The 21502-nt window shown below is 76.8% G+C and carries 25 protein-coding genes and 1 pseudogene; 18 read left to right on the top strand and 8 right to left on the bottom strand.

What is annotated here, in order from left to right; translation table 11 throughout:
• Positions 1–268, top strand: a pseudogene (locus GTQ99_RS05975) (hypothetical protein); the annotation flags it as partial.
• An 18-nt stretch (positions 269–286) separates the two neighbouring features.
• On the opposite strand, the gene mscL reads toward GTQ99_RS05975, so the two are convergent.
• Complete coding sequence (gene mscL / locus GTQ99_RS05970) at positions 287–739, bottom strand: large conductance mechanosensitive channel protein MscL (RefSeq protein ID WP_338074756.1); 453 nt, start codon at positions 737–739, stop codon at positions 287–289.
• Between the two features lie 5 nt (positions 740–744).
• Here mscL and GTQ99_RS05965 point away from each other — a divergent pair, with 5 nt between their 5' ends.
• A complete protein-coding gene (locus GTQ99_RS05965; RefSeq protein WP_166614824.1) occupies positions 745–1947 on the top strand; it encodes a lycopene cyclase family protein in 1203 nt (400 codons plus the stop codon).
• On the opposite strand, the gene GTQ99_RS05960 is transcribed toward GTQ99_RS05965, so the two are convergent.
• The gene (locus GTQ99_RS05960) at positions 1937–2551 is read right to left on the bottom strand and encodes a YceI family protein (RefSeq protein WP_166614823.1); all 615 of its coding nucleotides are present in this window, start codon (positions 2549–2551) and stop codon (positions 1937–1939) included. The two genes, GTQ99_RS05965 and GTQ99_RS05960, sit on opposite strands and share 11 nt — an antisense overlap.
• Before the next feature lie 99 nt (positions 2552–2650).
• A complete protein-coding gene (locus GTQ99_RS05955; protein ID WP_166614822.1) occupies positions 2651–3286 on the bottom strand; it encodes a DAK2 domain-containing protein in 636 nt (211 codons plus the stop codon).
• 77 nt (positions 3287–3363) lie between these two features.
• Between GTQ99_RS05955 and GTQ99_RS05950 the strand changes: the two genes are divergently transcribed.
• Both GTQ99_RS05950 and GTQ99_RS05945 read left to right on the top strand, forming a co-directional pair.
• Positions 3364–3873 (top strand): GNAT family N-acetyltransferase, encoded by a 510-nt coding sequence (locus tag GTQ99_RS05950; RefSeq protein ID WP_205706864.1) that lies wholly within the window; start codon positions 3364–3366, stop codon positions 3871–3873.
• Positions 3874–4022: 149 nt separating this feature from the next.
• Positions 4023–4244: a hypothetical protein gene (locus GTQ99_RS05945; protein ID WP_166614821.1), complete on the top strand. Its 222-nt coding sequence runs from the start codon at positions 4023–4025 to the stop codon at positions 4242–4244.
• 45 nt (positions 4245–4289) lie between these two features.
• On the opposite strand, the gene GTQ99_RS05940 is transcribed toward GTQ99_RS05945, so the two are convergent.
• Positions 4290–4664, bottom strand: a complete 375-nt coding sequence (locus tag GTQ99_RS05940) for a DUF427 domain-containing protein (RefSeq protein WP_166614820.1) — start codon at positions 4662–4664, stop codon at positions 4290–4292.
• A 140-nt stretch (positions 4665–4804) separates the two neighbouring features.
• Between GTQ99_RS05940 and GTQ99_RS26665 the strand changes: the two genes are divergently transcribed.
• Positions 4805–5839 carry a diguanylate cyclase gene (locus tag GTQ99_RS26665; RefSeq protein WP_166614819.1) on the top strand — a complete coding sequence of 345 codons (1035 nt, stop codon included), beginning with the start codon at positions 4805–4807 and terminating at the stop codon, positions 5837–5839.
• Here GTQ99_RS26665 and GTQ99_RS05930 read toward each other — a convergent pair.
• Complete coding sequence (locus GTQ99_RS05930) at positions 5836–6393, bottom strand: cysteine hydrolase family protein (protein ID WP_166614818.1); 558 nt, start codon at positions 6391–6393, stop codon at positions 5836–5838. The two genes, GTQ99_RS26665 and GTQ99_RS05930, sit on opposite strands and share 4 nt — an antisense overlap.
• Before the next feature lie 74 nt (positions 6394–6467).
• Positions 6468–7067, bottom strand: coding sequence for an NTP transferase domain-containing protein (locus GTQ99_RS05925; RefSeq protein ID WP_166614817.1), 600 nt, complete (start codon positions 7065–7067; stop codon positions 6468–6470).
• A gap of 215 nt (positions 7068–7282) precedes the next feature.
• Here GTQ99_RS05925 and uraD point away from each other — a divergent pair, with 215 nt between their 5' ends.
• From uraD to GTQ99_RS05905, 4 genes are read left to right on the top strand one after another with little or no spacing between them, the layout of a single operon-like run.
• Entirely contained in the window at positions 7283–7750 is a 468-nt protein-coding gene (gene uraD / locus GTQ99_RS05920) for a 2-oxo-4-hydroxy-4-carboxy-5-ureidoimidazoline decarboxylase (RefSeq protein WP_166614826.1), read from the top strand.
• Positions 7747–8079: a hydroxyisourate hydrolase gene (uraH, locus tag GTQ99_RS05915; protein WP_166614816.1), complete on the top strand. Its 333-nt coding sequence runs from the start codon at positions 7747–7749 to the stop codon at positions 8077–8079. Before uraD ends, uraH begins: the two co-directional genes overlap by 4 nt.
• A gap of 4 nt (positions 8080–8083) precedes the next feature.
• Positions 8084–8986, top strand: coding sequence for a factor-independent urate hydroxylase (gene pucL / locus GTQ99_RS05910; RefSeq protein ID WP_166614815.1), 903 nt, complete (start codon positions 8084–8086; stop codon positions 8984–8986).
• Positions 8983–9462 carry a deaminase gene (locus GTQ99_RS05905; RefSeq protein ID WP_166614814.1) on the top strand — a complete coding sequence of 160 codons (480 nt, stop codon included), beginning with the start codon at positions 8983–8985 and terminating at the stop codon, positions 9460–9462. The genes pucL and GTQ99_RS05905 overlap by 4 nt, the downstream gene beginning before the upstream one ends.
• 22 nt (positions 9463–9484) lie before the next feature.
• On the opposite strand, the gene GTQ99_RS05900 is transcribed toward GTQ99_RS05905, so the two are convergent.
• Complete coding sequence (locus GTQ99_RS05900; protein WP_166614813.1) at positions 9485–10744, bottom strand: helix-turn-helix domain-containing protein; 1260 nt, start codon at positions 10742–10744, stop codon at positions 9485–9487.
• A 29-nt stretch (positions 10745–10773) separates the two neighbouring features.
• Here GTQ99_RS05900 and GTQ99_RS05895 point away from each other — a divergent pair, with 29 nt between their 5' ends.
• The 7 genes from GTQ99_RS05895 (at position 10774) to GTQ99_RS05865 (ending at position 19369) form a co-directional block, all read left to right on the top strand.
• The gene (locus GTQ99_RS05895) at positions 10774–11598 is read left to right on the top strand and encodes an FAD binding domain-containing protein (protein WP_166614812.1); all 825 of its coding nucleotides are present in this window, start codon (positions 10774–10776) and stop codon (positions 11596–11598) included.
• Entirely contained in the window at positions 11595–14351 is a 2757-nt protein-coding gene (locus tag GTQ99_RS05890) for a molybdopterin cofactor-binding domain-containing protein (protein WP_166614811.1), read from the top strand. The genes GTQ99_RS05895 and GTQ99_RS05890 overlap by 4 nt, the downstream gene beginning before the upstream one ends.
• Before the next feature lie 84 nt (positions 14352–14435).
• Complete coding sequence (locus GTQ99_RS05885) at positions 14436–15080, top strand: TetR family transcriptional regulator (RefSeq protein ID WP_205706863.1); 645 nt, start codon at positions 14436–14438, stop codon at positions 15078–15080.
• Between the two features lie 31 nt (positions 15081–15111).
• The gene (locus GTQ99_RS05880) at positions 15112–15807 is read left to right on the top strand and encodes an FCD domain-containing protein (protein WP_166614809.1); all 696 of its coding nucleotides are present in this window, start codon (positions 15112–15114) and stop codon (positions 15805–15807) included.
• Entirely contained in the window at positions 15804–17324 is a 1521-nt protein-coding gene (locus GTQ99_RS05875; RefSeq protein ID WP_166614808.1) for an MmgE/PrpD family protein, read from the top strand. Before GTQ99_RS05880 ends, GTQ99_RS05875 begins: the two co-directional genes overlap by 4 nt.
• A gap of 9 nt (positions 17325–17333) precedes the next feature.
• Positions 17334–18251 carry a methylisocitrate lyase gene (prpB, locus tag GTQ99_RS05870; protein ID WP_166614807.1) on the top strand — a complete coding sequence of 306 codons (918 nt, stop codon included), beginning with the start codon at positions 17334–17336 and terminating at the stop codon, positions 18249–18251.
• The gene (locus GTQ99_RS05865; RefSeq protein ID WP_166614806.1) at positions 18248–19369 is read left to right on the top strand and encodes a bifunctional 2-methylcitrate synthase/citrate synthase; all 1122 of its coding nucleotides are present in this window, start codon (positions 18248–18250) and stop codon (positions 19367–19369) included. The genes prpB and GTQ99_RS05865 overlap by 4 nt, the downstream gene beginning before the upstream one ends.
• 28 nt (positions 19370–19397) lie before the next feature.
• Here the strand turns inward: GTQ99_RS05865 and GTQ99_RS05860 are convergent, their stop codons facing one another.
• A complete protein-coding gene (locus GTQ99_RS05860; protein ID WP_166614805.1) occupies positions 19398–20105 on the bottom strand; it encodes an endonuclease/exonuclease/phosphatase family protein in 708 nt (235 codons plus the stop codon).
• Positions 20106–20215: 110 nt separating this feature from the next.
• On the opposite strand from GTQ99_RS05860, the gene GTQ99_RS05855 reads away from it, so the two are divergent.
• On the top strand, positions 20216–20860 hold the full coding sequence (locus GTQ99_RS05855) for a GTP cyclohydrolase II RibA (protein WP_166614804.1): 645 nt from the start codon (positions 20216–20218) through the stop codon (positions 20858–20860).
• Positions 20861–21008: 148 nt separating this feature from the next.
• Positions 21009–21502, top strand: a 494-nt coding sequence (locus GTQ99_RS26660) for a CAP domain-containing protein (protein ID WP_166614803.1), incomplete at its 3' end; no start/stop codon positions are given.

Raw genomic sequence — 21502 nt, 5'->3', positions numbered from 1 at the left:
GGTGGGGCCCGTGAGCACCGAACCCACCAGCGCCGGCGGCGTCGACCCCCGTGGCAACGCCGAGGTCCGCCGCGTCCAGGAGTCCGGCAGCCGCGAGAACGCCCGGGCCTCCGACGGCGGCCCGCTGCCCAGCCCGACCCCCACCGCCGACGACCCGTTCACCCTGGACGACGACGCCGCCGACGGCACGGGTGCGGGCAACCCGATCGCCGGGGTCGAGATCGAGCCCGGGGACGCCGCGGGCGCGGCGCGGGACACCGACGGCTGAGCCGCCGCGGCAGCCGCCTCAGCCGTCGCCGCGGCGGGTGGTGGGCGTGCTGCGGCCGGACCCCTCGGCCAGCAGGTCGCGGATCTCGGTGAGCAGCAGGACGTCCTCGGCGGGCGCCTGCGGCGCGGCCACCTCGCCCTGCTTGCGCAGCGCCAGCAGGCGGTTGACCGGGGTGAGGATCGCGAAGTACACGACGGCCGCGACGATGAGGAAGTTCAGGATCGACCCGAGGACGGCGCCGAAGCGGAACTCCGCGCCGCCGATCTGCGGGGACCACAGCTCCTGCAGGTTCGGCGCTCCTCCGATCGCGGCGATGAGCGGGTTGATGAGGTTGTTCACGATGGACGTCACGATGCCGGTGAACGCCGCGCCGATGACGACGGCCACGGCCAGGTCGATGACGTTGCCGCGGAGGATGAAGTCCTTGAACCCGGTGATGAGCTGCACGTCGTCCCCTTCCCGAACGGTCACCTGCCGTGCCGAACCCTAGGGGGCCGCGCGCGCCCCGGCCGGTCGCGCTCGTCGGCCTCGGCGCGGCGGGCGCCAGCCTGGCCTGGCGGCTGGCCGGCACGGGGGTCCCGCTGGAGGTGTTCGAGGCCCCGCGCGGTGCGGCGCAGCGCACCCAGGAGCGCACCTGGTGCACGTGGGGGCCGCCCGGCGGTCCCGGGCCGTTCGGGCCGCTGGTGGTCGCGCGCTGGTCGCGGGTGCGCGTGGTCGGCGCCGACGGGCAGGAGGTGGTGGCCGACCTGGGGAGCTGGCGCTACCGGATGCTGCGCTCGGTCGACGTGGAGGAGGCGGTGCGCGGGCGCCTGGAGCGCGCGGGCGTGCCGGTGCACGAGGTCGTCGTCGAGGACGTGGCGGCGCTGGCGCGGCGCACCGGGGCGCAGGTCGTCGACACGCGGCCGGTGCCGGTCCCGGCCGGCGGGCGGACGCTGCTGCTGCAGCACTTCCTGGGCCGACGGGTCCGCACCGAGCGGCCGGTCTTCGACGTGCGCACGGCGACGCTCATGGACTTCCGCACCCCGCAGCCGGCGGGCGGGGTCGCGTTCGGGTACGTGCTGCCGACGTCGCCGACCGAGGCGCTGGTGGAGTACACCGAGTTCTCCGCGCAGCTGCTGCCCCCCGGGCAGTACGCCGACCGCCTGGAGGAGTACCTGCGGCGCAGCGGGATCGGCGCGCACGAGGTGCTCGCCGAGGAGCGCGGCGTCATCCCGATGACGGACGCGCGCTTCCCGCCGGACCCGCGCGCGGGGGTGCTGCGCTGGGGCGCGGCCTCGGGGTCGGTGCGCCCGTCGACGGGGTACGCGTTCAGCGCGCTGCAGCGCCAGGCGGACGCGCTGGCCGCGCAGGCCGTGCGGGGCGGGCCGCTGGTGCTGCCACCGGCCCACGGCCGCCGGCACCTGCTCATGGACTCGCTGGTCCTGGAGGCGCTGGCCACCGGTCGCGTCGACGGTGCGCGCTTCTTCGTGGAGCTGTTCCGGCGCAACCCCGTGCAGCGGGTGCTGGGTTTCCTCGACGGTGCGAGCGGCCCGGCGGCGGACCTGGCCCTCATGGCGACCTCGCCGCGCGGCCCGATGCTCGCGACGGTGGCCGGGCGGTTGCGGCGCCGGCCCCGGGCTCCGGTGCGCTCACCGGAGCCGGGCGCGGCTGCGGCCCTCAGGCGTTCCCTCAGGCGTTGAGGACGGCCTCGACGTCGAGCTCGAGGTCGACCTTGTCGGAGACGACGAGGCCGCCGTTGTCCAGGCGGGCGTCGAACTCGACGCCGAAGTCGCGGCGGTTGATCTGGCCCTTGGCCGAGAAGCCGACGCGGGTGCCGCCGTAGGCGTCCGGGCCGAACCCGGAGACCTCGACGGCCAGGGTGACGGGGCGGGTGACGCCCTTGAGGGTCAGGTCGCCGTCGAGGACGAAGCCGTCGCCGTCGTGGCGCAGCGCGGTGGAGGTGAACCGCGCGGTGGGGTGGGTCTCGACCTCGAAGAAGTCGCCGCTCTTGACGTGGGCGTCGCGCTGCTCGTTGAAGGTCGTGATGGAGGTGACGTCGACCTCGGCGAGGACCTTGGAGTCCGCGGGGTCCTCGGCGGTGACGATCTCGCCGGAGACGCTGCCCAGGCGGCCGCGGACCTTGCTGACGGCCATGTGCCGCACGGTGAAGGACACCTCCGAGTGCGAGGCGTCGATGGTCCAGCTGCCGGCCCGGTAGCCCGGGACGGCGGGCAGCGCGAGCACCGCGGCCGGGGCGCTCGTCGTGGTGGTGCCGACGTCCTTGTTCCTGCCGAACCAGCCCATGGGAACCTCCGGAAGATGTTTGCAGCTTCAACTGACTCGTCGACCGTAGCGACTAGTCCTTCAAAGTGCAAGTACCTCCGGAGCGGTTCCCGGGCGGGGTCAGACCACCGTCCCCCGCTCGAAGAACCACGCCACCAGGAGCGCCCCGGGGTCCACCGTCCCGTCCTCGACGGTGCGCCGGGTGCCGTCGGCCGCCGCCCGGTAGGCCGCGTGCAGGGCCGCGACGGCCGGCACGCCCGCCGCCTCCGCGCCCACCAGGGCCTCGGCGGCCGGGACCAGCGCGTCCAGCAGCGAGGGCGTCCCCGCCGGGGGCGCGCCGGCGCGCTGCACGGCGGTGACGCCCGCCCCCGCCGCGTCGGCGAGCGAACGCGTGCTCACCTCGCGGCCGATCGAGCGCGCCAGCTCGGCGAACCAGGGGACCAGCAGCCGGGGGACCTCGCCCGGCACGGTCGAGAAGCCCTCGGCGACAGCGCTGAAGACCTCGCCCGCCAGCCGCGGCGGGGACTCCTGCAGCGCGGTGTCGGCGGCCTGCGCGGCCAGCACGACGTCCTCGCCGATGCCGTGCAGCTCCTGCTGCCGGGAGACGACCTGCTCCTCGAAGCCCTTCCACCACAGCACGGTCCGCCGCAGGTCGAGGTCGCCCGCCCGGGTGCCGCGCACGGCGTCGAGGGGTTTGCCGTCCTCGGTGACCTGCAGCTGGTCCGCCTGGGTCCCCACCGGTGTCGAGGTCTTCACCGCTCTGCCCTCCGCGTCGAGGAAACACCGCGAGCGTGGCACGTGGTGCCGAAGTGCGCCACCTCTAGGCTGCCCGGGTGGGAGTGGCGCTGCGCACGGTGACCGAGGACGACTGGGAACTCTTCCGGGACCTGCGGCTGCGGATGCTCGCCGACACCCCGATCGCCTTCATGGAGACCCTGGAGCAGGCCCGCGCCCACGACGAGGCCGAGTGGCGCTTCCGCGCCCGGCGCACGACGCTGCCGGGCAGCTCGGCGGTCGTCGCCGTCGACGAGGCGAGCGGTCGCTGGGTCGGCACGATGAGCACCTTCACCGACCCCGAGCGCGGGGTCTTCCTCGTCTCCGTCTTCGTCGACGCCTCCCAGCGGGGCGCGGGGACGGCGGACCGGCTGCTGACCGCGGTCCTGGAGCGGGTGCGGGCCGAGGGCGCGCACGCCGTCACCCTGCACGTGCACGAGGACAACGCCCGGGCGCGGGCCTTCTACGAGCGCCGCGGGTTCCGCGACACCGGTGTGCGCGTGCCCTACGCCCTCGACCCGGCGCGCTCCGAGGTGGAGATGCGGCTCGCGCTCGACGCCCCCGGGTGAGCCCTCCCGGGTGACCCCGCGGCCCGCGCGGTCGACGCGGCGTGCGGCGGTGCGCCCGCCCGGTGCTCAAGGGGGCCCCGGACGGCGCCGATGCCTGGGGTGTCGGTGACGCCGGGTTCCGACTCTCGTCGACGCACAGGAGCAACGCCGTGTCCCTGCCCCGCTTCGCCGCCGCCGCCCTCGTCACCGGGGCCCTGCTCGCCGGTGGCGCCTCCCTCGCCCCGGCCGCCTCGGCCGCCTCGGCCCCCACCGCCGTGAAGACCACCGCGGTCAAGAGCACCACCGTGAAGACCACCGTCAAGAGCGACGGCCACCTGCGCAGCACCACCGACGGCCACCTGCGCTCGGTGGTCACCGGCCACCTGCGCTGACCCCGCGCCGACGCCGCGCCGGCCCCGCGCCGGTCGCTGCGGCCCTCAGCCCTCGACCGCGACGTCCACCCGGTCCGGGTAGAAGGCCACGTGGCCGGCGATCGGCGCGACCGCCGGGGAGGGCTCCTCGTAGGTCCAGACCGCGTCGGTCAGCTCCGCGCCCCCCACCACGAGGGAGCGGTACGAGGCCTCCCCCTTGTACGGGCACCACGTCCGCGTCCCGCTGCCGCGCAGCGCGGCGGGGTCGACGTCGACCAGCGGGACGTACTGCACGGCCGGGTAGGTGGACTCCTGCAGCGTCAACGCCGCCCGCGTGTCGGCGACGACGGTGCCCCCCACGCGCACCACGACGCGGCGGCCGGTGGGCGTGACGGTGATCGGGTGGTCGGGTCCGGGCCCCAGGCGCTGGCGTGTCGGCATGCCGGCGCAACGCCCCCGCGGCCCCGGTCGTTCCACCGCACGCTCGCGCCACCCCTCGCGCCACCCCTCCAGCGGGCTCGGCGCGCAGCATCACCCTTCCGCCCGCTCGAGGTCGTCCCCCCGGCACCCGATGACCGGGTGTGCGCCCGCCTCCGCGAACCCCCCGGTGGCGCTCCGCGCTGGCCTCGCTCGGGGCCCGCAACCCGCGCTCGGCGCGCGCCTGGGCCTCGATCGCGCTGCTGGCGACGTCCGTGACGTGCATCGGCTCCACGTGGTCCGCCACCGGTGAGCTGCACTGGCCGGAGCTGGTGGCCACCGGCTCCCTCGTCGCCCTGTCCGCGGCCCTGCTCCTGCTGCCCGTCGTCGTCACCGCCCCGCTGGTGGTCCTGGCCCCGCTGAGCGGCAGCGCCACCGTGCTGTGGCTGGACCTCGTCACCCGCGACGCCGGGGTGACCGGCCGCGCGTTCTTCACCGTGCCGGTCATCTGGGCCGCCAGCCAGCTGCGCACGGGCGGCGCGGTCGTCGTGACCGCCGCGACCATCGCCGCGGACGCCGTCGTGGCGGGGGTGCTGCTGCCGCGCCAGGAGGCCGTGACGACCTCCGCCTACACGGCCACGCTGCTCGTGCTCGTGACCGCGACCCTCGCGCGCGGCGCGTGGAAGCAGGACCGCCTCGTGGAGCAGCTGCGCCGGCAGGCGCGCACCGACCCCCTCACCGGGCTCGTCACCCGCCGCGTCCTCGACGCCGCCACCGAGCAGGTGGCCGCCGCCGGCTCCCCGGCCGCGCTCGTCGTCATCGACATCGACCGCTTCAAGTGCGTCAACGACACCCACGGCCACCTCGGCGGGGACGCCGCCCTGGCCCACGTCGCCGGGTTGATCGCGCAGCACTGCCGCGAGCACGACGTGGTGGCGCGCATGGGCGGCGACGAGCTCGCCGTCCTCATGCCCGACTGCCCGCCCGCGGTCGCCGTGGAGCGCGCCGAGCGCTTCGTCCAGGCCGTCCGCGAGGCGCCGCTCGTGCTGCCCGGGGGCCGGCGCGTCCCGCTCTCCATCAGCGCCGGGCTGGCGGCGGTGCCGCAGGACGCCCGCGCCGCGCGCGACCTCTACGCCAGCGCCGACTCGGCCCTGTACGCCGCCAAGCGCGCCGGCCGCGACCGGCTGGCCCGCGCCTAGGCCGGCGGGAAGACCACCTCGGCGGTCGCCGCCGTGGCCGCCGTGCGCCCGGGAGCGCTCTGGAAGCCCCAGTAGAGGTTCGTGTGCGCGATCACCTGGGCCGGCGGCGGCGCCCCGTGGGCGCTGAGGTCCTCGGTGGTGTGCGCGTCGGTCACCAGCGTCACGTCGTAGCCGCGGGTGAAGCCCCCGTGGATCGTCGAGCGGATGCACGCGTCGGTCTGCGCGCCGGTCACCACCAGCCGGCCGGCGCCCCGCGCGGCGAGGACGTCCTCGAGGTCGGTGCCCTCGAAGGAGTCGCCGTGGCGCTTGTGGACCACCGGCTCGTCCTCCAGCGGGGACAGCTCCGCCACGAGCTGCCACGCCTCGCTGCCGCGGGGCAGGTCGTCGGCGGAGTGCTGCACCCACACCACGGGCGTGCCCGCCGCGCGGGCCGCCCCGACGAGGGTGGCGATGTTCGCCACGACGCGCTCGACGTCGTGGTTGCCGGTCACGACGCCGCGCTGGACGTCGATCACGAGCAGGGCGGTGCGCGGTCGGCCGGTCAGCGTCGTCATGCCCGCACGCTAGGCCCGGCCTCCGACACCCCGCCCCGTCCGATCGGTGATCTTCCGCGGTGCACCGTGGAAGATCACCGATCGGGGGCCGGCGGCAGCAGCGTGCCGGGCGGCAGGTCGGCGGGGACGTCGGCGTCGCGCACGGCCCCGGCGACCTCGACGGTCCGCACCCCCGGGCCCGCCAGCAGCTCCCGCAGCCCGCGGCCGGCGCCCGCCAGCTCCAGGGCGCGCGGCAGGTGCGCGCGGCCGAGGAGCACCGGGTGCCCGCCGCGGCCGTCGCGGACCGCCCGCACCAGTGCCTGCGGGCCGCGCTCGGCGCCGGCGGCCAGCACCGCCCGCACGTCCCCGGCGCCCACCCCGGGCAGGTCGACGAGCGTGACGAGGACGGCGTCGGCGTCCGCGACGAGCGGGTGCCGCAGCGCGAGCGCCAGCCCCGCCGCCCGGCCGGTGCGCCAGTCCGGCACCTCGAGGGCCACCACCCAGCCCGGCAGGCCGGCGCGCACCTGCGCGGCCCGCGCGCCGAGCGTCACGAGCACGTCGGCGCAGCCGCCGGCGCGGGCGGCGGCGGCCGCGCGCGCGGCCCACGTCGTGCCGTCGGGCCGGCGCAGCAGCGCCTTGGGCGCACCCATCCGCCGGCCCTCGCCGGCCGCCAGGACGACCCCCGCCACGCGCACCCCGCGATCCCACCACGCGCACCCGCCCGCGCCGCGCGACCACCGCGTTTCGGCGGCGTTTCCGCGCCGGGCGCCGGCGGCCGGCGCGCTGGAGGTTCCGCCAACGCAGCCGCCGCCCGGGCCGCCGACGTTCGGAGGTTCGGTGGCTGCGCACCGCGGTGGGGCACGGCGAGACTGGACGGGACGAGAGGGGAGCGCCCGTGGACCTGGACGCGATGGACGACGAGCGGTTCGAGCGGCTGCTGCGCTCCTGCTGCGACGCCCCCGCGTGGGCGGCCCGCGTGGCGGCCCGGCGCCCCTTCGGCACCGGCGAGGCGCTGCTCGCCGCGGCCGAGCAGGAGCTGGCGGCGACCTCCGAGGACGACGTCGACACCGCCCTGGCCGCGCACCCGCGCATCGGCGAGCGCTCCGCGAGCGCCGACTCCCGCCGCGAGCAGTCCGCCGCCCTGGCCGCCGACGAGGCGGTCCTGGCCGCCCTGGCCGAGGGGAACCGGGAGTACGAGGCGCGCTTCGGGCACGTGTACCTGGTGTGCGCGTCCGGCCGCAGCGCCGACGAGCTGCTGGGCGTGCTGCGCTCGCGGCTGGGCAACGACCCCGCCGCCGAGCGCGCCGTGCTGCGCCGCGAGCTGGCCGCCATCACCCGGCTGCGGCTGCAGCGCGCGCTGGCGGGGGCGGCGGCGTGACGAGCCTGAGCACCCACGTCCTGGACGCCGTCGCGGGAGCGCCCGCGGCCGGTCTCGCGCTGGTGCTCACCGACGCCGGCGGGAACCTCCTCGCGAGCGCCGTCACCGACGCCGACGGCCGCGCCCGCCTCGCGGAGGACCTGCCGCCGGGCACCTGCCGGCTGCGCTTCGCCACGGGCGAGTGGTTCGCCGCGGCCGGCCGCGAGGCGTTCTACCCGGAGGTCGTGGTGGCCTTCACCGCGGCGCCCGTCGACGCCGGGGGCCGCGCGCACCTGCACGTCCCCCTGCTGCTGTCCCCGTTCGCCTACTCGACCTACCGAGGGAGCTGAGAGCGTGGCGATCGTCCTGGCGGGCCACCAGTACGGCAAGGCCGAGAACCGCGTCGTGCGCTTCCAGCGCGACGCCGCGCGGCACGAGATCGTCGACCTGAACGTCACCTCGACGCTGCGCGGCGACTTCGCCGACGCCTACCTGAGGGGCGACCAGTCGAAGGTCCTGCCCACCGACACGCAGAAGAACACCATCTACTCCTACGCCAAGGAGAAGGGGATCGCCACGGTCGAGGGGTACGCCCTCGAGCTGGCGCGCCACTTCGTCGACGACGTGGAACCGGTCTCCTGCGCGCGCATCGATGTCGACTCCCACCTGTGGACGCGGGCCGTCGTCGACGGCGCCGAGCACGACCACACCTGGACCCGTTCCGGCGGCGAGGTCCGCACGGCGGCCGCCACGGTCGCCGGGACGGGCGCGGAGCAGCAGGTGCACGTCGTGGCGGGGCTGAAGGAGCTCACCCTGCTGAAGTCGACGGGCTCGGAGTTCCGGGACTTCCTCGTCGACGGGTACACGACGCTGGAACCCACCGCGGACCGCGTGATGGCGACCTCGCTGGTGGCGCAGTGGCGCTACGACGCCACCTGCCTGGAGGACGGGTTCGGCTTCGACGCCGCCTACGACGCGGTGCGGGCCGCGATGGTCGCGCAGTTCGCGACGCTGCACTCCCTGGCGCTGCAGCAGACGCTGTGGCACATGGGCAGGGCGGCGGTCGAGGCCGTGCCCGCCGTCGTGGAGGTGCGCCTGGCCGCGCCGAACAAGCACCACTTCCTCTACGACACCGCCCGGTTCGGGGTGGAGAACGCCGGCGAGGTGTTCCACGCCGACGACCGCCCGTACGGGCTCATCCAGGCCGTCGTCGCCCGCGACGACGTCCCCGAGGCACCGCTGGCGTGGCAGCGGTGACGCCTCCCGCGCAGGACGCGCTGTTCCTGGACCGGGCCGTCGGGCTGGCCACCCGCAACGTCGCCGACGGCGGCGGTCCCTTCGGCGCGGTGCTCGTGCGCGAGGGCGCGGTGCTGGCGACCGGGCAGAACCGGGTGACCCGCGACAACGACCCGACGGCGCACGCGGAGGTGCAGGCGATCCGCGCCGCCTGCCGGGAGCTGGGCACGTTCAGCCTGGCGGGGGCGACGCTGTACTCCAGCTGCGAACCCTGCCCGATGTGCATGGCGTCGGCGCTGTGGGCGCGGGTGGAGCGCGTCGTCTACGCGGCCGACCGCGACGACGCCGCCCGCGGGGGTTTCGACGACCGCGCGTTCTACGAGCTGTTCGAGACCCCGCGCTCGCAGTGGGCGCTGCGCGTGGAGCAGCAGCGCGACGAGGGGTCCCCGGCGCCCTTCGACGCCTGGCTGGCGAGCGTGGGCCGTGTCGACTACTGACCCGGCCGCGGGCGCACCGCGCTCAGCCGTCGAGCAGGCGCAGCGCGACCCGCAGGTCGACCAGGTCGTCGACGTCGCGCAGGTCCCGGCCCAGCAGCGCCTCCACCCGGGACAGCCGGTAGCGCACGGTGTTCTGGTGCACGTGCAGCGCGCCGGCCGTGCGGGTGGGCGAGGAACCGCCCGCGAGATGGGTGCGCAGCGTCGTCAGCAGCTCGTCGTCCTCCAGCACCCCGGCGAGCACCGCGCGCGCGAACTCGCGCCGCTGCGGCAGCGGCACCGCGCGCAGCAGGTCCAGCACGTCGCCGCTGTCGCGGTCGTGCTCGACGACGACGGGTCCCTCCAGGGCGCGGGCCGTGCGCAGCGCGCGCAGGGCGCCCGCCAGCGCGTCGTCGCGGTCGCCGCCGGCCCGGCCGACGCCCACCACGAGCCGGCGCCCGTCCAGGACCGCGGCGGTGCGCCGCAGCCGGCGCTCCAGGACCTCGCCCGCGCCGGCCGGGGCGAGCACGTGCGCCTGCCCGGGCACGACCTCGTGCGGGAGGTCGCCCACCGCGTCGGCGACCAGCCCCAGCAGCGTCGGGTCGTCCACCGCGACGGCGACGACGTCGCCGTCGGGCGCGGCGGCCGGCTGCGGCACCCGCCGGTGCAGGGCGACGATGCCCGCGAAGGCCGTCAGCAGCGCCTCGGCCGGGTCCGCGCCCGGCACCAGCCACCAGCCGTCCGGTCCCGGCCCCACCCGCCGGCCCGGGGCGCCGGTGGCGAACAGCGCGTCCAGCTCCTCCTCCTCCAGCGGCGGCCCGGCCAGCACCCGCCCGGTCGGCGAGAGCACCCGCACCCCGCCCAGGCCGTCGGCCAGCTCGGCCAGCGGCCGCCCGGCCGCCGCCCCGGCCAGCAGCCGCTGCGCCACGTCGCCGCCGGCGCCGAGCGCGGCGTCCACGTGCGCGCTGACGCGGTGGAAGGCGACGTCCGCGGGCACCGCGAACACCGGCAGCCCCAGGCGCCGCGCGGCCTGCACGACGTCGTCGGGCACCCCGCCCAGCAGCCCCTCGCCGACGGCGAGGGCGCAGCCGCCCGCGGCGTCCACCGAGGCGGCGAACGCCTCGCTGTCGCCCGCCCCGCGCCGCCACGCCAGGCCGGTGAGCACCAGGTGCCCCACGGCCACGTAGCGGCCCGGCTCGCGCAGGTCGATCGTCGTGGTGCCCGTCACCGGGCGGTCCAGCGCGCGGTCGGGCGCGGTGAGCAGCCGCAGCCCCAGCCCCGCGCGCGCGAGGTCGGACACCCGCACGGGACCTCCTCGCAGGCCGGGGGGACGCCGTGGACCTGACCACGGTCGAGGCCATCCTCCCCGTCCGCGACCGCGCCGCCCTCGCCGGTGCCCACCGCGGCGCCGCCGACACCGCGCTGCTGGCCGGCGGCACGTGGCTGTTCTCGGTGCCGCAGCCGCACCTGCGCGCCCTCGTCGACCTCACCGCGCTCGGCTGGGAGCCCTTCGAGGTGGACGAGCAGGGCCTGCGGATCGCCGCGACGTGCCCCATCGGCGCGCTCGCCGACGTGCCGTTCGCACCGGACTGGGCGGCGCGGCCGCTGTTCCGCCAGTGCACGCGCGCGCTGCTGGCCTCCTTCAAGGTCCGCGCGGTCGCCACCGTGGGCGGCAACGTCTGCACGGCGCTGCCGGCCGGGGCGATGACGTCGCTGACCAGCGCCCTCGACGGCGTGGCGGAGCTGTGGCCGCGCGAGGGCGGGGTGCGCCGGCTGCCGGTCGCCGAGCTCGTCACCGGCGACGGGCGCACCGCGCTCGCGCCGGGCGAGGTGCTGCGCGCGGTGCGGCTGCCCGCGCGGGCGCTGCGGGCCAGGACGGCGTTCCGGCGCCTGTCGCGGGCCCGGCTGGGCCGCTCGGCCGCCCTCGTCGTGGGCCGCCGCGAGCAGGGCGGGGCCTTCGCGCTCACCGTCACCGCCTCCACGCCGCGGCCGGTGGTGCTGCGGCACGCCGCGGTGCCGGCCGCCCGCGAGCTGGTCGCGCAGGTGGAGGCGGCCGTCGAGGACGGGCCCGGCTGGTTCGAGGACGTGCACGGCGACCTGGACTGGCGCCGCGCGAGCACCCTGCGGTTCGCCGCCGAGGTCGTGGAGGAGCTGTCGTGAAGCTGGTCGTCAACGGCACCGCCCGCGAGGTGGAGCCCCGGGCCGGGCAGTGCCTGCGCACCCTGCTGCGCGAGACCTCGCACGTGGAGGTCAAGAAGGGCTGCGACTCGGGCGACTGCGGCGCCTGCACCGTCCTCGTCGAGGGCTCCCCGGTGCACTCGTGCCTGTACCCGGCGCTGCGCGCCGCCGACCGCGAGGTCACCACCGTCGCGGGGCTGGGCACGGCCGAGGACCTCAGCCCGCTGCAGCAGCGGTTCGTCGACGCCGCGGGCTTCCAGTGCGGCTTCTGCACCGCCGGCATGGTCGTCACCGCCTCCGCCCTCGACGACGACCAGCGCGCGGACCTCGCCGAGCACCTCAAGGGCAACCTGTGCCGCTGCACCGGCTACCGCTCGATCCGCGACGCCGTCACCGCCGACGCGGTCGAGCCGCTGCCCCGCAGCGGCGCGGTGGGGGAGCGGGTGGCCGCCCCGGCGGCGCGGCGCGTGGTCACCGGCACCGAGCCGTACGCGCTCGACCTCACCGGCGACCCCGCCGACGGCGCGGTGCCGCCGACCGCCCCGCTGCACCTGGCCGTCCTGCGCAGCCCGCACGCGCACGCGCGGATCACCGCGGTCGACGCGAGCGCGGCCCGGGCCCTGCCCGGCGTGCACCTCGTCCTCACCCACGAGGACGTCCCGGCGGTGCTGTTCTCCACCGGCCGCCACGAGAACCGCCTCGACGACCCCGACGACACGCTCGTGCTGGACCCCGTGCTGCGCCACCGCGGCCAGCGGGTGGCCGCGGCCGTCGCCGAGACGCCGGCGCTGGCCGAGCGGGCGCTGGGGCTGCTCGCCGTGGAGTACGAGCCGCTGCCCGCGGTGCTCGACGCCGAGGCCGCGCTGGAACCCGGTGCGCCGCTGGTGCACGGCGACAAGGACGCCGCCGCCTCGCGCATCGCCGACCCGCAGCGCAACCTCGTCGCCGAGCTGCACGGCGGGGTCGGCGACGTGGAGGAGGCGCTGGCGCGGGCGGAGTTCACCGTCGGCGGCACCTACCGCACCGCGCGCGTCTCGCACGTGGCGCTGGAGACGCACTCCGCGGTCTCCTGGCTGGACGACGGCGGCCGCCTCGTCGTGCGCAGCAGCACCCAGGTGCCCTTCCTCGTGCGCGACGAGCTGGCGCGGGTGCTCGGCCTGGAGCGCGAGCGGGTGCGGGTGCTCGCGCCCCGCGTCGGCGGGGGCTTCGGCGGCAAGCAGGAGATGCTCGTCGAGGACCTCGTCGCGCTCGCGACGCTGCGCACCGGCCGGCCCGTGCAGCACGAGACGACCCGCGCCGAGGCGCTGTCGGCGCTGCCGACGCGGCACCCGTTCCGGGTGGCGGTGCGCCTGGGCGCGGGCCGGGACGGGGTGCTGACCGCGCTGGCGGTGGACGTCCTCGTGGACGCCGGCGCGTACGGCAACCACTCCCCGGGGGTGATGTTCCACGGCTGCCACGAGTCGGTGGCGACGTACCGGGTGCCGAACAAGAGGGTCGACGCGCGCGCCGCCTACACGCACACCCAGCCGTCGGGGGCGTTCCGCGGCTACGGGCTGGGCCAGGTGGTGTTCGCGATCGAGTCGGCGCTGGACGACCTCGCCCGCGAGCTGGGCATGGACCCCTTCGAGCTGCGCCGGCGCAACGTCGTCGTCCCCGGCGACCCGTTCGTCGTGACCTCGCTGCCGCAGGACGGTTCCGAGGGCGACGACGGGTTGCGCTACGGCAGCTACGGCCTCGACCAGTGCCTGGACCTCGTGCAGGAGGCCCTGGGCCGCGGCGGGGAACCCGCCCCCGCCGGGCCCTCGTGGCGGGTGGGCACCGGGATGGCCCTGTCGATGATCGCCACGACCCCGCCGCGCGGGCACTTCGCGGACGCCCGCGCGCGCCTGCTGGCCGACGGGACGTGGGAGCTGTCGGTGGGCACCGCGGAGTTCGGCAACGGCACGACGACCGTCCTGACGCAGATCGGCGTCCAGGCGCTGGCCACGAGCGCGGAGCGGGTCCGGCTGCGCCAGTCCGACACCGACGCGGTCCGCCACGACACGGGGGCGTTCGGCTCGGCGGGTTCGGTCGTCGCCGGCAAGGCGCTGCTGGTGGCCTGCGAGCGCCTGGCCGACCGGGTGCGCGAGGTCGGCGCGCAGCTGCTCGGCGCGCAGCCGCACGAGGTGGCCCTCGGCCCGGAGGGGGTGCGCTGCGGTGCCGCGTCGGTCCCGCTGGCCGCCGTCCACGCCGAGTGCGTGCGCCGCACCGGGTCCGGGCCGTCCGCGGACGGCGGCGACGACGCGGCGCTGCGGTCGGTGGCCTTCGACGTGCAGGGCTTCCGGGTCGCGGTGGACGTGGACTCCGGGCAGGTGCGGATCCTGCGCTCGGTGCACGCCGTCGACGCGGGCACCGTCCTGAACCCCGTGCAGCTGCGCGGGCAGGTCGAGGGCGGGGTGGCCCAGGGCATCGGTTCCGCCCTCTTCGAGCAGGTGCGGGCCGGGGCCGACGGGGCGGGCGCGGAGACGACGTTGCGCGAGTACTACGTCCCGCGCCTGGACGACGTCCCCGAGACGGAGGTCCTGTTCGCCGACACCTGCGACACCATCGGCCCGCTGGGGGCGAAGTCGATGAGCGAGGCGCCCTACAACCCGGTCGCCCCCGCGCTGGCCAACGCCGTGCGCGACGCCGTCGGCGTGCGCCTGCGCGAGCTGCCGATGACCGCCGACCGCGTCTGGCGGGCCTGCCGCCCCTGACCCCGGCCCCGCTGCCGCTCCGGCGGGCGCGGGACGATGGCCGTCGCGGGGTGCGGGCGGGTGCGGGCGAGCGAGGGGGGCGGCGTGGGCCGGGGCGAGGCGACGAGGACGGCGATCATCGAGGCGGCCGAGCGCCTGTTCGCCGAGCACGGCCTCGACAACGTCTCCCACCGCCGCATCAGCGCGGCCGCGGGGCAGGGCAACAACGCCGCCGTCGGCTACCACTTCGGCACCGCGGCCGACCTCGTGGCGGCGATCGTCGAGCGGCGCTCCGCACCCGTGGAGCGGATCCGCGCGCGCATGCTCGCCGAGGTCGGGAGCTCCCCCGGGATCCGCGACTGGGCCGGCTGCCTCGTGCGGCCGACGGCCGAGCACCTGCAGGAGCTGGGCAGCCCCACCTGGTACGCCCGGCTGTCGGCGCAGCTGGCCACCGACCCGCGCCGGCACGCCCTCGTCGTCGAGCACGCGCTGCGCTCCCCGGCGCTGCGCGCCGTCGTCGCGGGGCTCCGCTCGTGCCTGCCCGGGCTGCCGCCCGAGGTGCGGGCCGAGCGCGACGACATGGCCCGGCTGCTCACCGTCCACGTCCTCGCCCAGCGCGAGAGGGTGCTGGCCGAGGGCGGCACCCCGGCGCGCGCCAGCTGGGCCGAGTGCGCCGACGGCCTCGTCGACGCCCTCGTCGGCGTGTGGACGGCACCGGTGACCCCCGCTGTGCATGCACAGCGTGCTTGACGGGCCGTCCTGAGGGGTCCACAGTCGGCCCGTGCATGCACAGTCGCGGCGCAGCGGTCACGTCCGGGCGAGCGAGCGCGCCTACGCCCGGTTGCGGGAGGACGTCCTGGACGGGGTGCTCGCCCCCGGCGCGGTCCTCGCGGAGGTCGACCAGAGCCAGCGGCTGGGGGTCTCCCGCACCCCCGTGCGCGAGGCCTTCGCCCGGCTCGTCGCCGAGGGCCTGGCCCGCCCGCTGGCCGGGCGCGGCCTCGTCGTCGCTCCGCTGGACGTGGAGGGGCTGGAGCACCTCTACGACCTGCGCGAGGCGCTGGAGGTCAAGGCGGCCCGGCTGGCGGCCGCCCGCCGCGACGCCGGGGCCTTCGAGCGCTTCGCGCACGCCTTCGCCGCCGCGCCGCGGCTGCTGGACTCCGAGGCGGGGCTGGACCGCTGCTACGCGCTGAGCGCCGAGTTCGACGCCGCCGTCGACGCCGCCGCCGCCAACCCGTGGCTGCAGCAGGCGCTGGCCTCCGTGCGCACGCACCTGGTCCGCATCCGCCGGCTGGCCCGCCACGACCCCGCCCGGCTGCGCGCGGCGGCCGCCGAGCACCAGCTGATCGCCGAGGCGATCGCCGCCGGCGACGCCGACCTGGCCGCGCACGCCGTCCACGTGCACCTGCACCGCAGCCGCACCCACTTCGGCGAGCAGCTGCGCGCCGAGCGGGCGCGGCGCGAGGAGGTGGGGGCGTGAGGCTGCACGAGCTGCGCGTCCACCGCAGCGACGAGGGCTTCCCCCGCGAGGGCGAGCTGGCCTGGCAGCTGGCCGAGCTCGCCGCCGAGGACGTGCCCGTCGAGGACGAGGTCGCCGAGGCGGTCGTCGACCGGGTGCTGGACGACGCGGCCGTGGCCGCGGCCGCGCTGCTGCGCCCGCCCGTGGCCGCCGCCCGCGCCCAGGCGCTGGCGCACCCGCCCTCGCGCGGCGGGGCCGGTGCCCGCGTCGTCGGCACCGACGTCCGCACCTCCCCGGAGTGGGCTGCCTGGGCCGGCGGTGTCGCCGTGCGCGAGCTGGACTTCCACGACACCTTCCTGGCCGCCGACTACTCCCACCCCGGCGACAACGTCCCCGCGCTGGTGGCCGTCGCCCAGCACCTCGGCCTCGACGGCGCCGCCCTGCTGCGCGGGGTCGTCACCGCCTACGAGGTGCAGGTCGACCTCGTGCGGGCGATCTGCCTGCACGAGCACAAGATCGACCACGTCGCCCACCTCGGCCCGGCGGTGGCGGCCGGGATCGGCGCGATGCTGCGCCTGCCCGTGGAGACGACCTACCAGGCCATCGGCCAGGCGCTGCACACCACGACCGCGACGCGGCAGTCGCGCAAGGGCGCGATCTCGACGTGGAAGGCGTACGCCCCCGCCTTCGCGGGCAAGGTCGCCGTCGAGGCCGTGGACCGGGCGATGCGCGGGCAGACCAGCCCGGCGCCGGTCTGGGAGGGCGAGGACGGGGTGGTCGCCTGGCTGCTCGACGGCCCGGACGCCGTCTACCGGGTGCCGCTGCCCGAACCCGGCGAACCCCGCCGCGCGATCCTGGACACCTACACCAAGGAGCACTCCGCCGAGTACCAGGCGCAGGCGCTCATCGACCTCGCCCGCCGCCTGCACCGCGAGCACCCGGCGCTGCGCGAGCCCGCGAACGTCACCTCGATCGTCCTGCACACCTCCCACCACACCCACGTCGTCATCGGTTCCGGCTCCGGCGACCCGCAGAAGTACGACCCGGGAGCCAGCCGGGAGACGCTCGACCACTCGGTGCCCTACGTCTTCGCCGTCGCGCTGCAGGACGGCGGCTGGCACCACGTCGACTCCTACGCCCCCGAGCGCGCCCGCCGCCCCGACACCGTCGCGCTGTGGCGGAAGGTGTCGACGGCGGAGGACCCGGCGTGGACGGCGCGCTACCACGCCACCGACCCGGCGCAGAAGGCGTTCGGCGCCCGCGTCGTCGCCACCCTGGCCGACGGTTCGACGGTGGTGGACGAGATCGCCGTCGCCGACGCCCACCCCCTCGGCGCGCACCCCTTCACCCGCGCGCAGTACGAGGCCAAGCTCGCGACCCTCGCCGACGGCGTCCTCACCGCGGCGGAGGTCCGCAGGTTCACCGACCTGGCCCGCCGGCTGCCGCGGCTGGACGCCGCGGGCGTGCGGGAGCTGGGCGTCGTGGCGGCGCCCGGGCTGCTGGAGACCGCACCACCACCGCCGACCGGACTGTTCTGAGGAGCTGCCGTGCTGAACTCGACGACGACGCCGAGCGCCAAGCGGGCGGGCCTGCGCGCCGCCCTGCGCGGGGACGGGCTGCTGCGCTTCCCCGGTGCCTTCAACCCGCTGTCGGCCAAGCTCGTCGAGCGGCACGGTTTCGAGGGCGTCTACGTCTCCGGGGCGGTGCTGGCGGCCGACCTGGGGCTGCCCGACATCGGCCTGACCACGCTCACGGAGGTCGCCTCGCGCTCCGCGCAGATCGCCCGCGCCACCGACCTGCCCGTCCTCGTCGACGCCGACACCGGTTTCGGCGAACCCCTCAACGTGGCGCGCACCGTCCAGACGCTGGAGGACGCCGGCGTCGCCGGCCTGCACGTGGAGGACCAGGTGAACCCCAAGCGCTGCGGGCACCTGGAGGGCAAGGCGGTCGTGGACGGGGAGACCGCGCTGCGGCGGGTGCGCGCGGCCGTCGACGCGCGCCGCGACGGCGACTTCCTCGTGGTGGCGCGCACCGACGTCCGCGGCACGATCCCCGGGCGGCCCGGGCTGGAGGCGGCGCTGACGCGGGCCAAGCAGTTCGCCGACGCGGGAGCGGACGCGGTGTTCGCCGAGGCGATGGCGGACCTCGCCGAGTTCGAGGCGGTCTGCTCGGCCCTCGACGTGCCGGTGCTGGCGAACATGACGGAGTTCGGCCGCAGCGACCTGTTCACTCACGAGCAGCTGCGCGACGCGGGCGTGCGCATCGTCATCCACCCCGTCTCGCTGCTGCGGCTGGCGATGGGCGCCGCCGACCGCGCCCTGGGCGAGCTGGCCGCGGCGGGGACCCTGGAGGGGAAGGTGCCCGAGATGCAGACCCGCGCGCAGCTGTACGACCTCGTCGACTACGCCGGGTACTCCGTGTTCGACTCCGGGATCCACGACTTCAGCCTGGAGGGGAACCGGTGAGCGGGCGGGGGCTGGCGGGCGTCGTCGCGGGCACCACGGCCGTCTCCAAGGTCGACCCGGAGACGAACTCGCTGCTCTACCGGGGGTACCCCGTGCAGGAGCTCGCCGCGCGCTGCTCGTTCGAGGAGGTCGCCTGGCTGCTGTGGCGCGGGGAACTGCCCGCGCAGGAGGAGCTGGCGGCCTTCCGGGCCCGCGAGCGCGCCGGCCGCGCACCGGACCCCGCGCTGCTGCGCGTCCTCGACGGCCTGCCCGCGCACGCGCACCCGATGGACGTCGTGCGCACCGCCGTCAGCGTCCTCGGCGCGCTCGACCCCGCCGCCGGCGACGGCTCGCCCGCGGCGGAGCTGGCCAAGGCGGAGCGGTTGCTCGCCGTGCTGCCCGCGGTGCTCGCGCACGTGCAGCGCCACCGCCGGGGCCTGGAGCCGGTACCGGCGCGCGACGACCTCGGCTACGCCGCGAACCTGCTGTGGACCACGCTCGGCGAGGAACCCGACGAGATCGCCGTCCGCACGCTGGAGACCTCCCTGGTCCTGTACGCCGAGCACTCCTTCAACGCCTCGACGTTCACCGCGCGCGTCGTCACCTCCACGCTGTCGGACCTGCACTCGGCGGTGACCGCGGCGGTCGGTGCGCTCAAGGGACCGCTGCACGGCGGCGCGAACGAGGCCGTCTGGGAGGTCTTCCAGGAGATCGGCCCCGGCGAGGGCGCCGCGCGGCGGGCCCGCGCCTGGCTGGAGCGCGCCCTCGCCGAGCACCGCAAGGTCATGGGTTTCGGGCACCGCGTGTACCGCTCCGGCGACTCGCGGGTGCCGACCATGCACGAGGCGCTGCGCCGGCTGGCGCTCGCGCGCGGGCGCGAGGACCTGCTGGACCTCTACGACGCGCTGGAGGAGGCGATGACCGCCGCCAAGGGGATCGCGCCGAACCTCGACTACCCCGCCGGGCCCGCCTACCACCTGCTGGGTTTCGACACCGACGTCTTCACGCCGCTGTTCGTGGCCGCGCGGGTCGTCGGCTGGAGCGCGCACGTGGTGGAGCAGCGCGCCGACAACGCCCTCATCCGGCCGCTGTCGGACTACGACGGCCCCGGGGAGCGGCACCTGCCGCCCGCCGGGTGAGGAGGCCGCGCCCCCGCCCGGGCGCGGTTCAGGCGGGGACGGCGGCGTTCACCTGGGCCTGCACCAGCACCGGCAGGTGGTCGGAGCCGGCCTGCTGCAGCGTCGTCACCGACTCGATGTGCATGCCCTCGGAGACCGCGAAGTCGAAGTGGCCACGGAACCTCTTGCGCACGTAGGTGGGCAGGTCGCTGTGGGAGAGCTCGTAGCCCTGCTCGCCCAGCCGCCGGGCCAGCGAGCTGGCGAACCAGGGGTAGTTGAAGTCCCCGACCACGAGCGAGGAACTGCCGTGCGCGGCGGAGCGGATGGCGCCCAGCGCCTCGGTGATCTGGTGGCGGCGCATCGCGTTGGTCGCCGACAGCGGCGCGGTGTGGATGGAGGCCAGGGTGAGCAGCGCGCCGCCGGAGGCCAGGTCCTCGAAGCGCACCGCGAGCAGCCGCTCGTGCGCCGGGGACAGCACGCGGTCGTGCATGGAGCGGCGCAGCGGCCGCATCTCGTGCCCGTGCGCGTGCAGCCGGTCGGGGCGGTAGTACAGCGCCAGGCCGAGCCGGTTGCGCTGGGTGGCCCCGGCCAGGACGAGCGGGCCGACCGTGTCCGGCAGGCGCAGGGTGTCGCACTCCTGCAGGCACAGGGCGTCCGCGTCGTGGGCGACCGCGAGGTCCACCAGCTCCGTCGTCGCGCGCCCCTCGTGCAGGTTGTAGCTGATCGTGCGGAGCGGACGTCGTTCGGCACCTTCCACGTCCTCGAACCTACTCCGGGACGACCCGCACGTCCCGTCATGGTCCTTGACGCCTCAAGTTCTGCGACCTAGGGTCGACGACGCGTCGAACGCGCACCGAACGGAGCACCGTGTCCACCTCCCCCACCGCCGTCGTCCGCACCAGCGTGAGCGTCCCGCTGCGCTTCCCCGACGGCTACGCCACCACCGCCCAGGTCCACACCTTCACCGGCCTGGCCGACGACCGCGAGCACCTGGCCCTGGGCCTGGGCGACTGGGAGGGCGCGCTGCGGCGCTCCGCGGCCGGCGGGCCGGCGCCGCTGGTGCGCCCGCACTCCGAGTGCCTGACCGGCGACGTCTTCGGCTCCCAGCGCTGCGACTGCGGGCCCCAGCTGCGCGAGGCCGTCGAGCGCATCGCCGGCGTCGGCGGGCTCCTGCTGTACCTGCGCCAGGAGGGCCGCGGCATCGGCCTGTACGCCAAGCTGGACGCCTACGCCCTCCAGGACGCCGGGATGGACACCTACCAGGCCAACCTGGCCCTGGGCCGCGCCGAGGACGAGCGCGACTACACCGCCGCCGCGCAGATGCTCACCGCCCTCGGCGCGCACCGCGTGGACCTGCTGAGCAACAACCCCGACAAGGCCGCCCAGCTGCAGCGCCTGGGCGTCCGGGTCGAGCGGCGGGTGGCGACGGGGGTGCACCTGTCGGCCGCCAACGCGGCCTACCTGCGCGCCAAGCGCGACCACACGGCCCACACGCTGGACCTCGCGGGCTGAGCCGCGGGCCGGCCGGCGGGGGACCGGCGGGTGACCGGCGGGCGGTGACCGGGCGCACCCGATCACCCGTACGGGTTAAAGGGACGGGCGCGGGCGGCCGAGCCAGGAGGGGAACGCACGTCGCCGCCCCCACCGCCCGGAGGTCCCCGTGGACACCGCACGCCGCCCTGCCCGCACCCGCCGCGCCCTCGGCCTCGCCGCGGTCCTCACCGCTGCCGCCGCCGTCGCCGGCGGAGCCGGCGCGGCGCACGCGGCTCCCGCCACCACCGGTGACGGCGCCGCCGCCTGGCGCTCCTACGAGCTCGTCAACGCGGCCCGCACCTCCGCCGGGCTGCCTGCCCTGGTCCTCACCGAGGAGGCCAACCGCGTCGCCACCGACTGGGCGTTCCGGATGGCCGGCGACAGCCGCCTGCAGCACAACCCCGACCTCGCCCACCAGCTGGCCGGCTACCGCCTCTACGCCGAGAACGTCGGCGTCGGCGCGGACGCCGACCAGCTGCACGGCGCCTTCATGGCCTCGCCCGCGCACCGCGACAACGTCCTGCGCCCGCAGGTCAGCGTCGTCGGCCTGGGCGCGGTGCGCTCGGCGGACGGCCGGGTGTGGATCGTGGAGGTCTTCGAGCAGCCCGACCACCCGGTGAC

The organism is Kineococcus vitellinus (assembly GCF_009906315.1).
Taxonomy (GTDB): Bacteria; Actinomycetota; Actinomycetes; order Actinomycetales; family Kineococcaceae; genus Kineococcus; species Kineococcus vitellinus.
Note: the sequence above shows the minus strand (reverse complement) of the source record. Positions and strands in the feature narration are given on the sequence as shown.

Bases quoted from the DNA above. Each gene is read 5' to 3' on its own strand.
- GTQ99_RS05940 (WP_166614820.1), bottom strand. From the start codon at position 4,664: ATGCCGACACGCCAGCGCCTGGGGCCCGGACCCGACCACCCGATCACC.
- GTQ99_RS05960 (WP_166614823.1), bottom strand. From the start codon at position 2,551: ATGGGCTGGTTCGGCAGGAACAAGGACGTCGGCACCACCACGACGAGC.
- GTQ99_RS05930 (WP_166614818.1), bottom strand. From the start codon at position 6,393: ATGACGACGCTGACCGGCCGACCGCGCACCGCCCTGCTCGTGATCGAC.
- uraD (WP_166614826.1), top strand. From the start codon at position 7,283: ATGGACGACGAGCGGTTCGAGCGGCTGCTGCGCTCCTGCTGCGACGCC.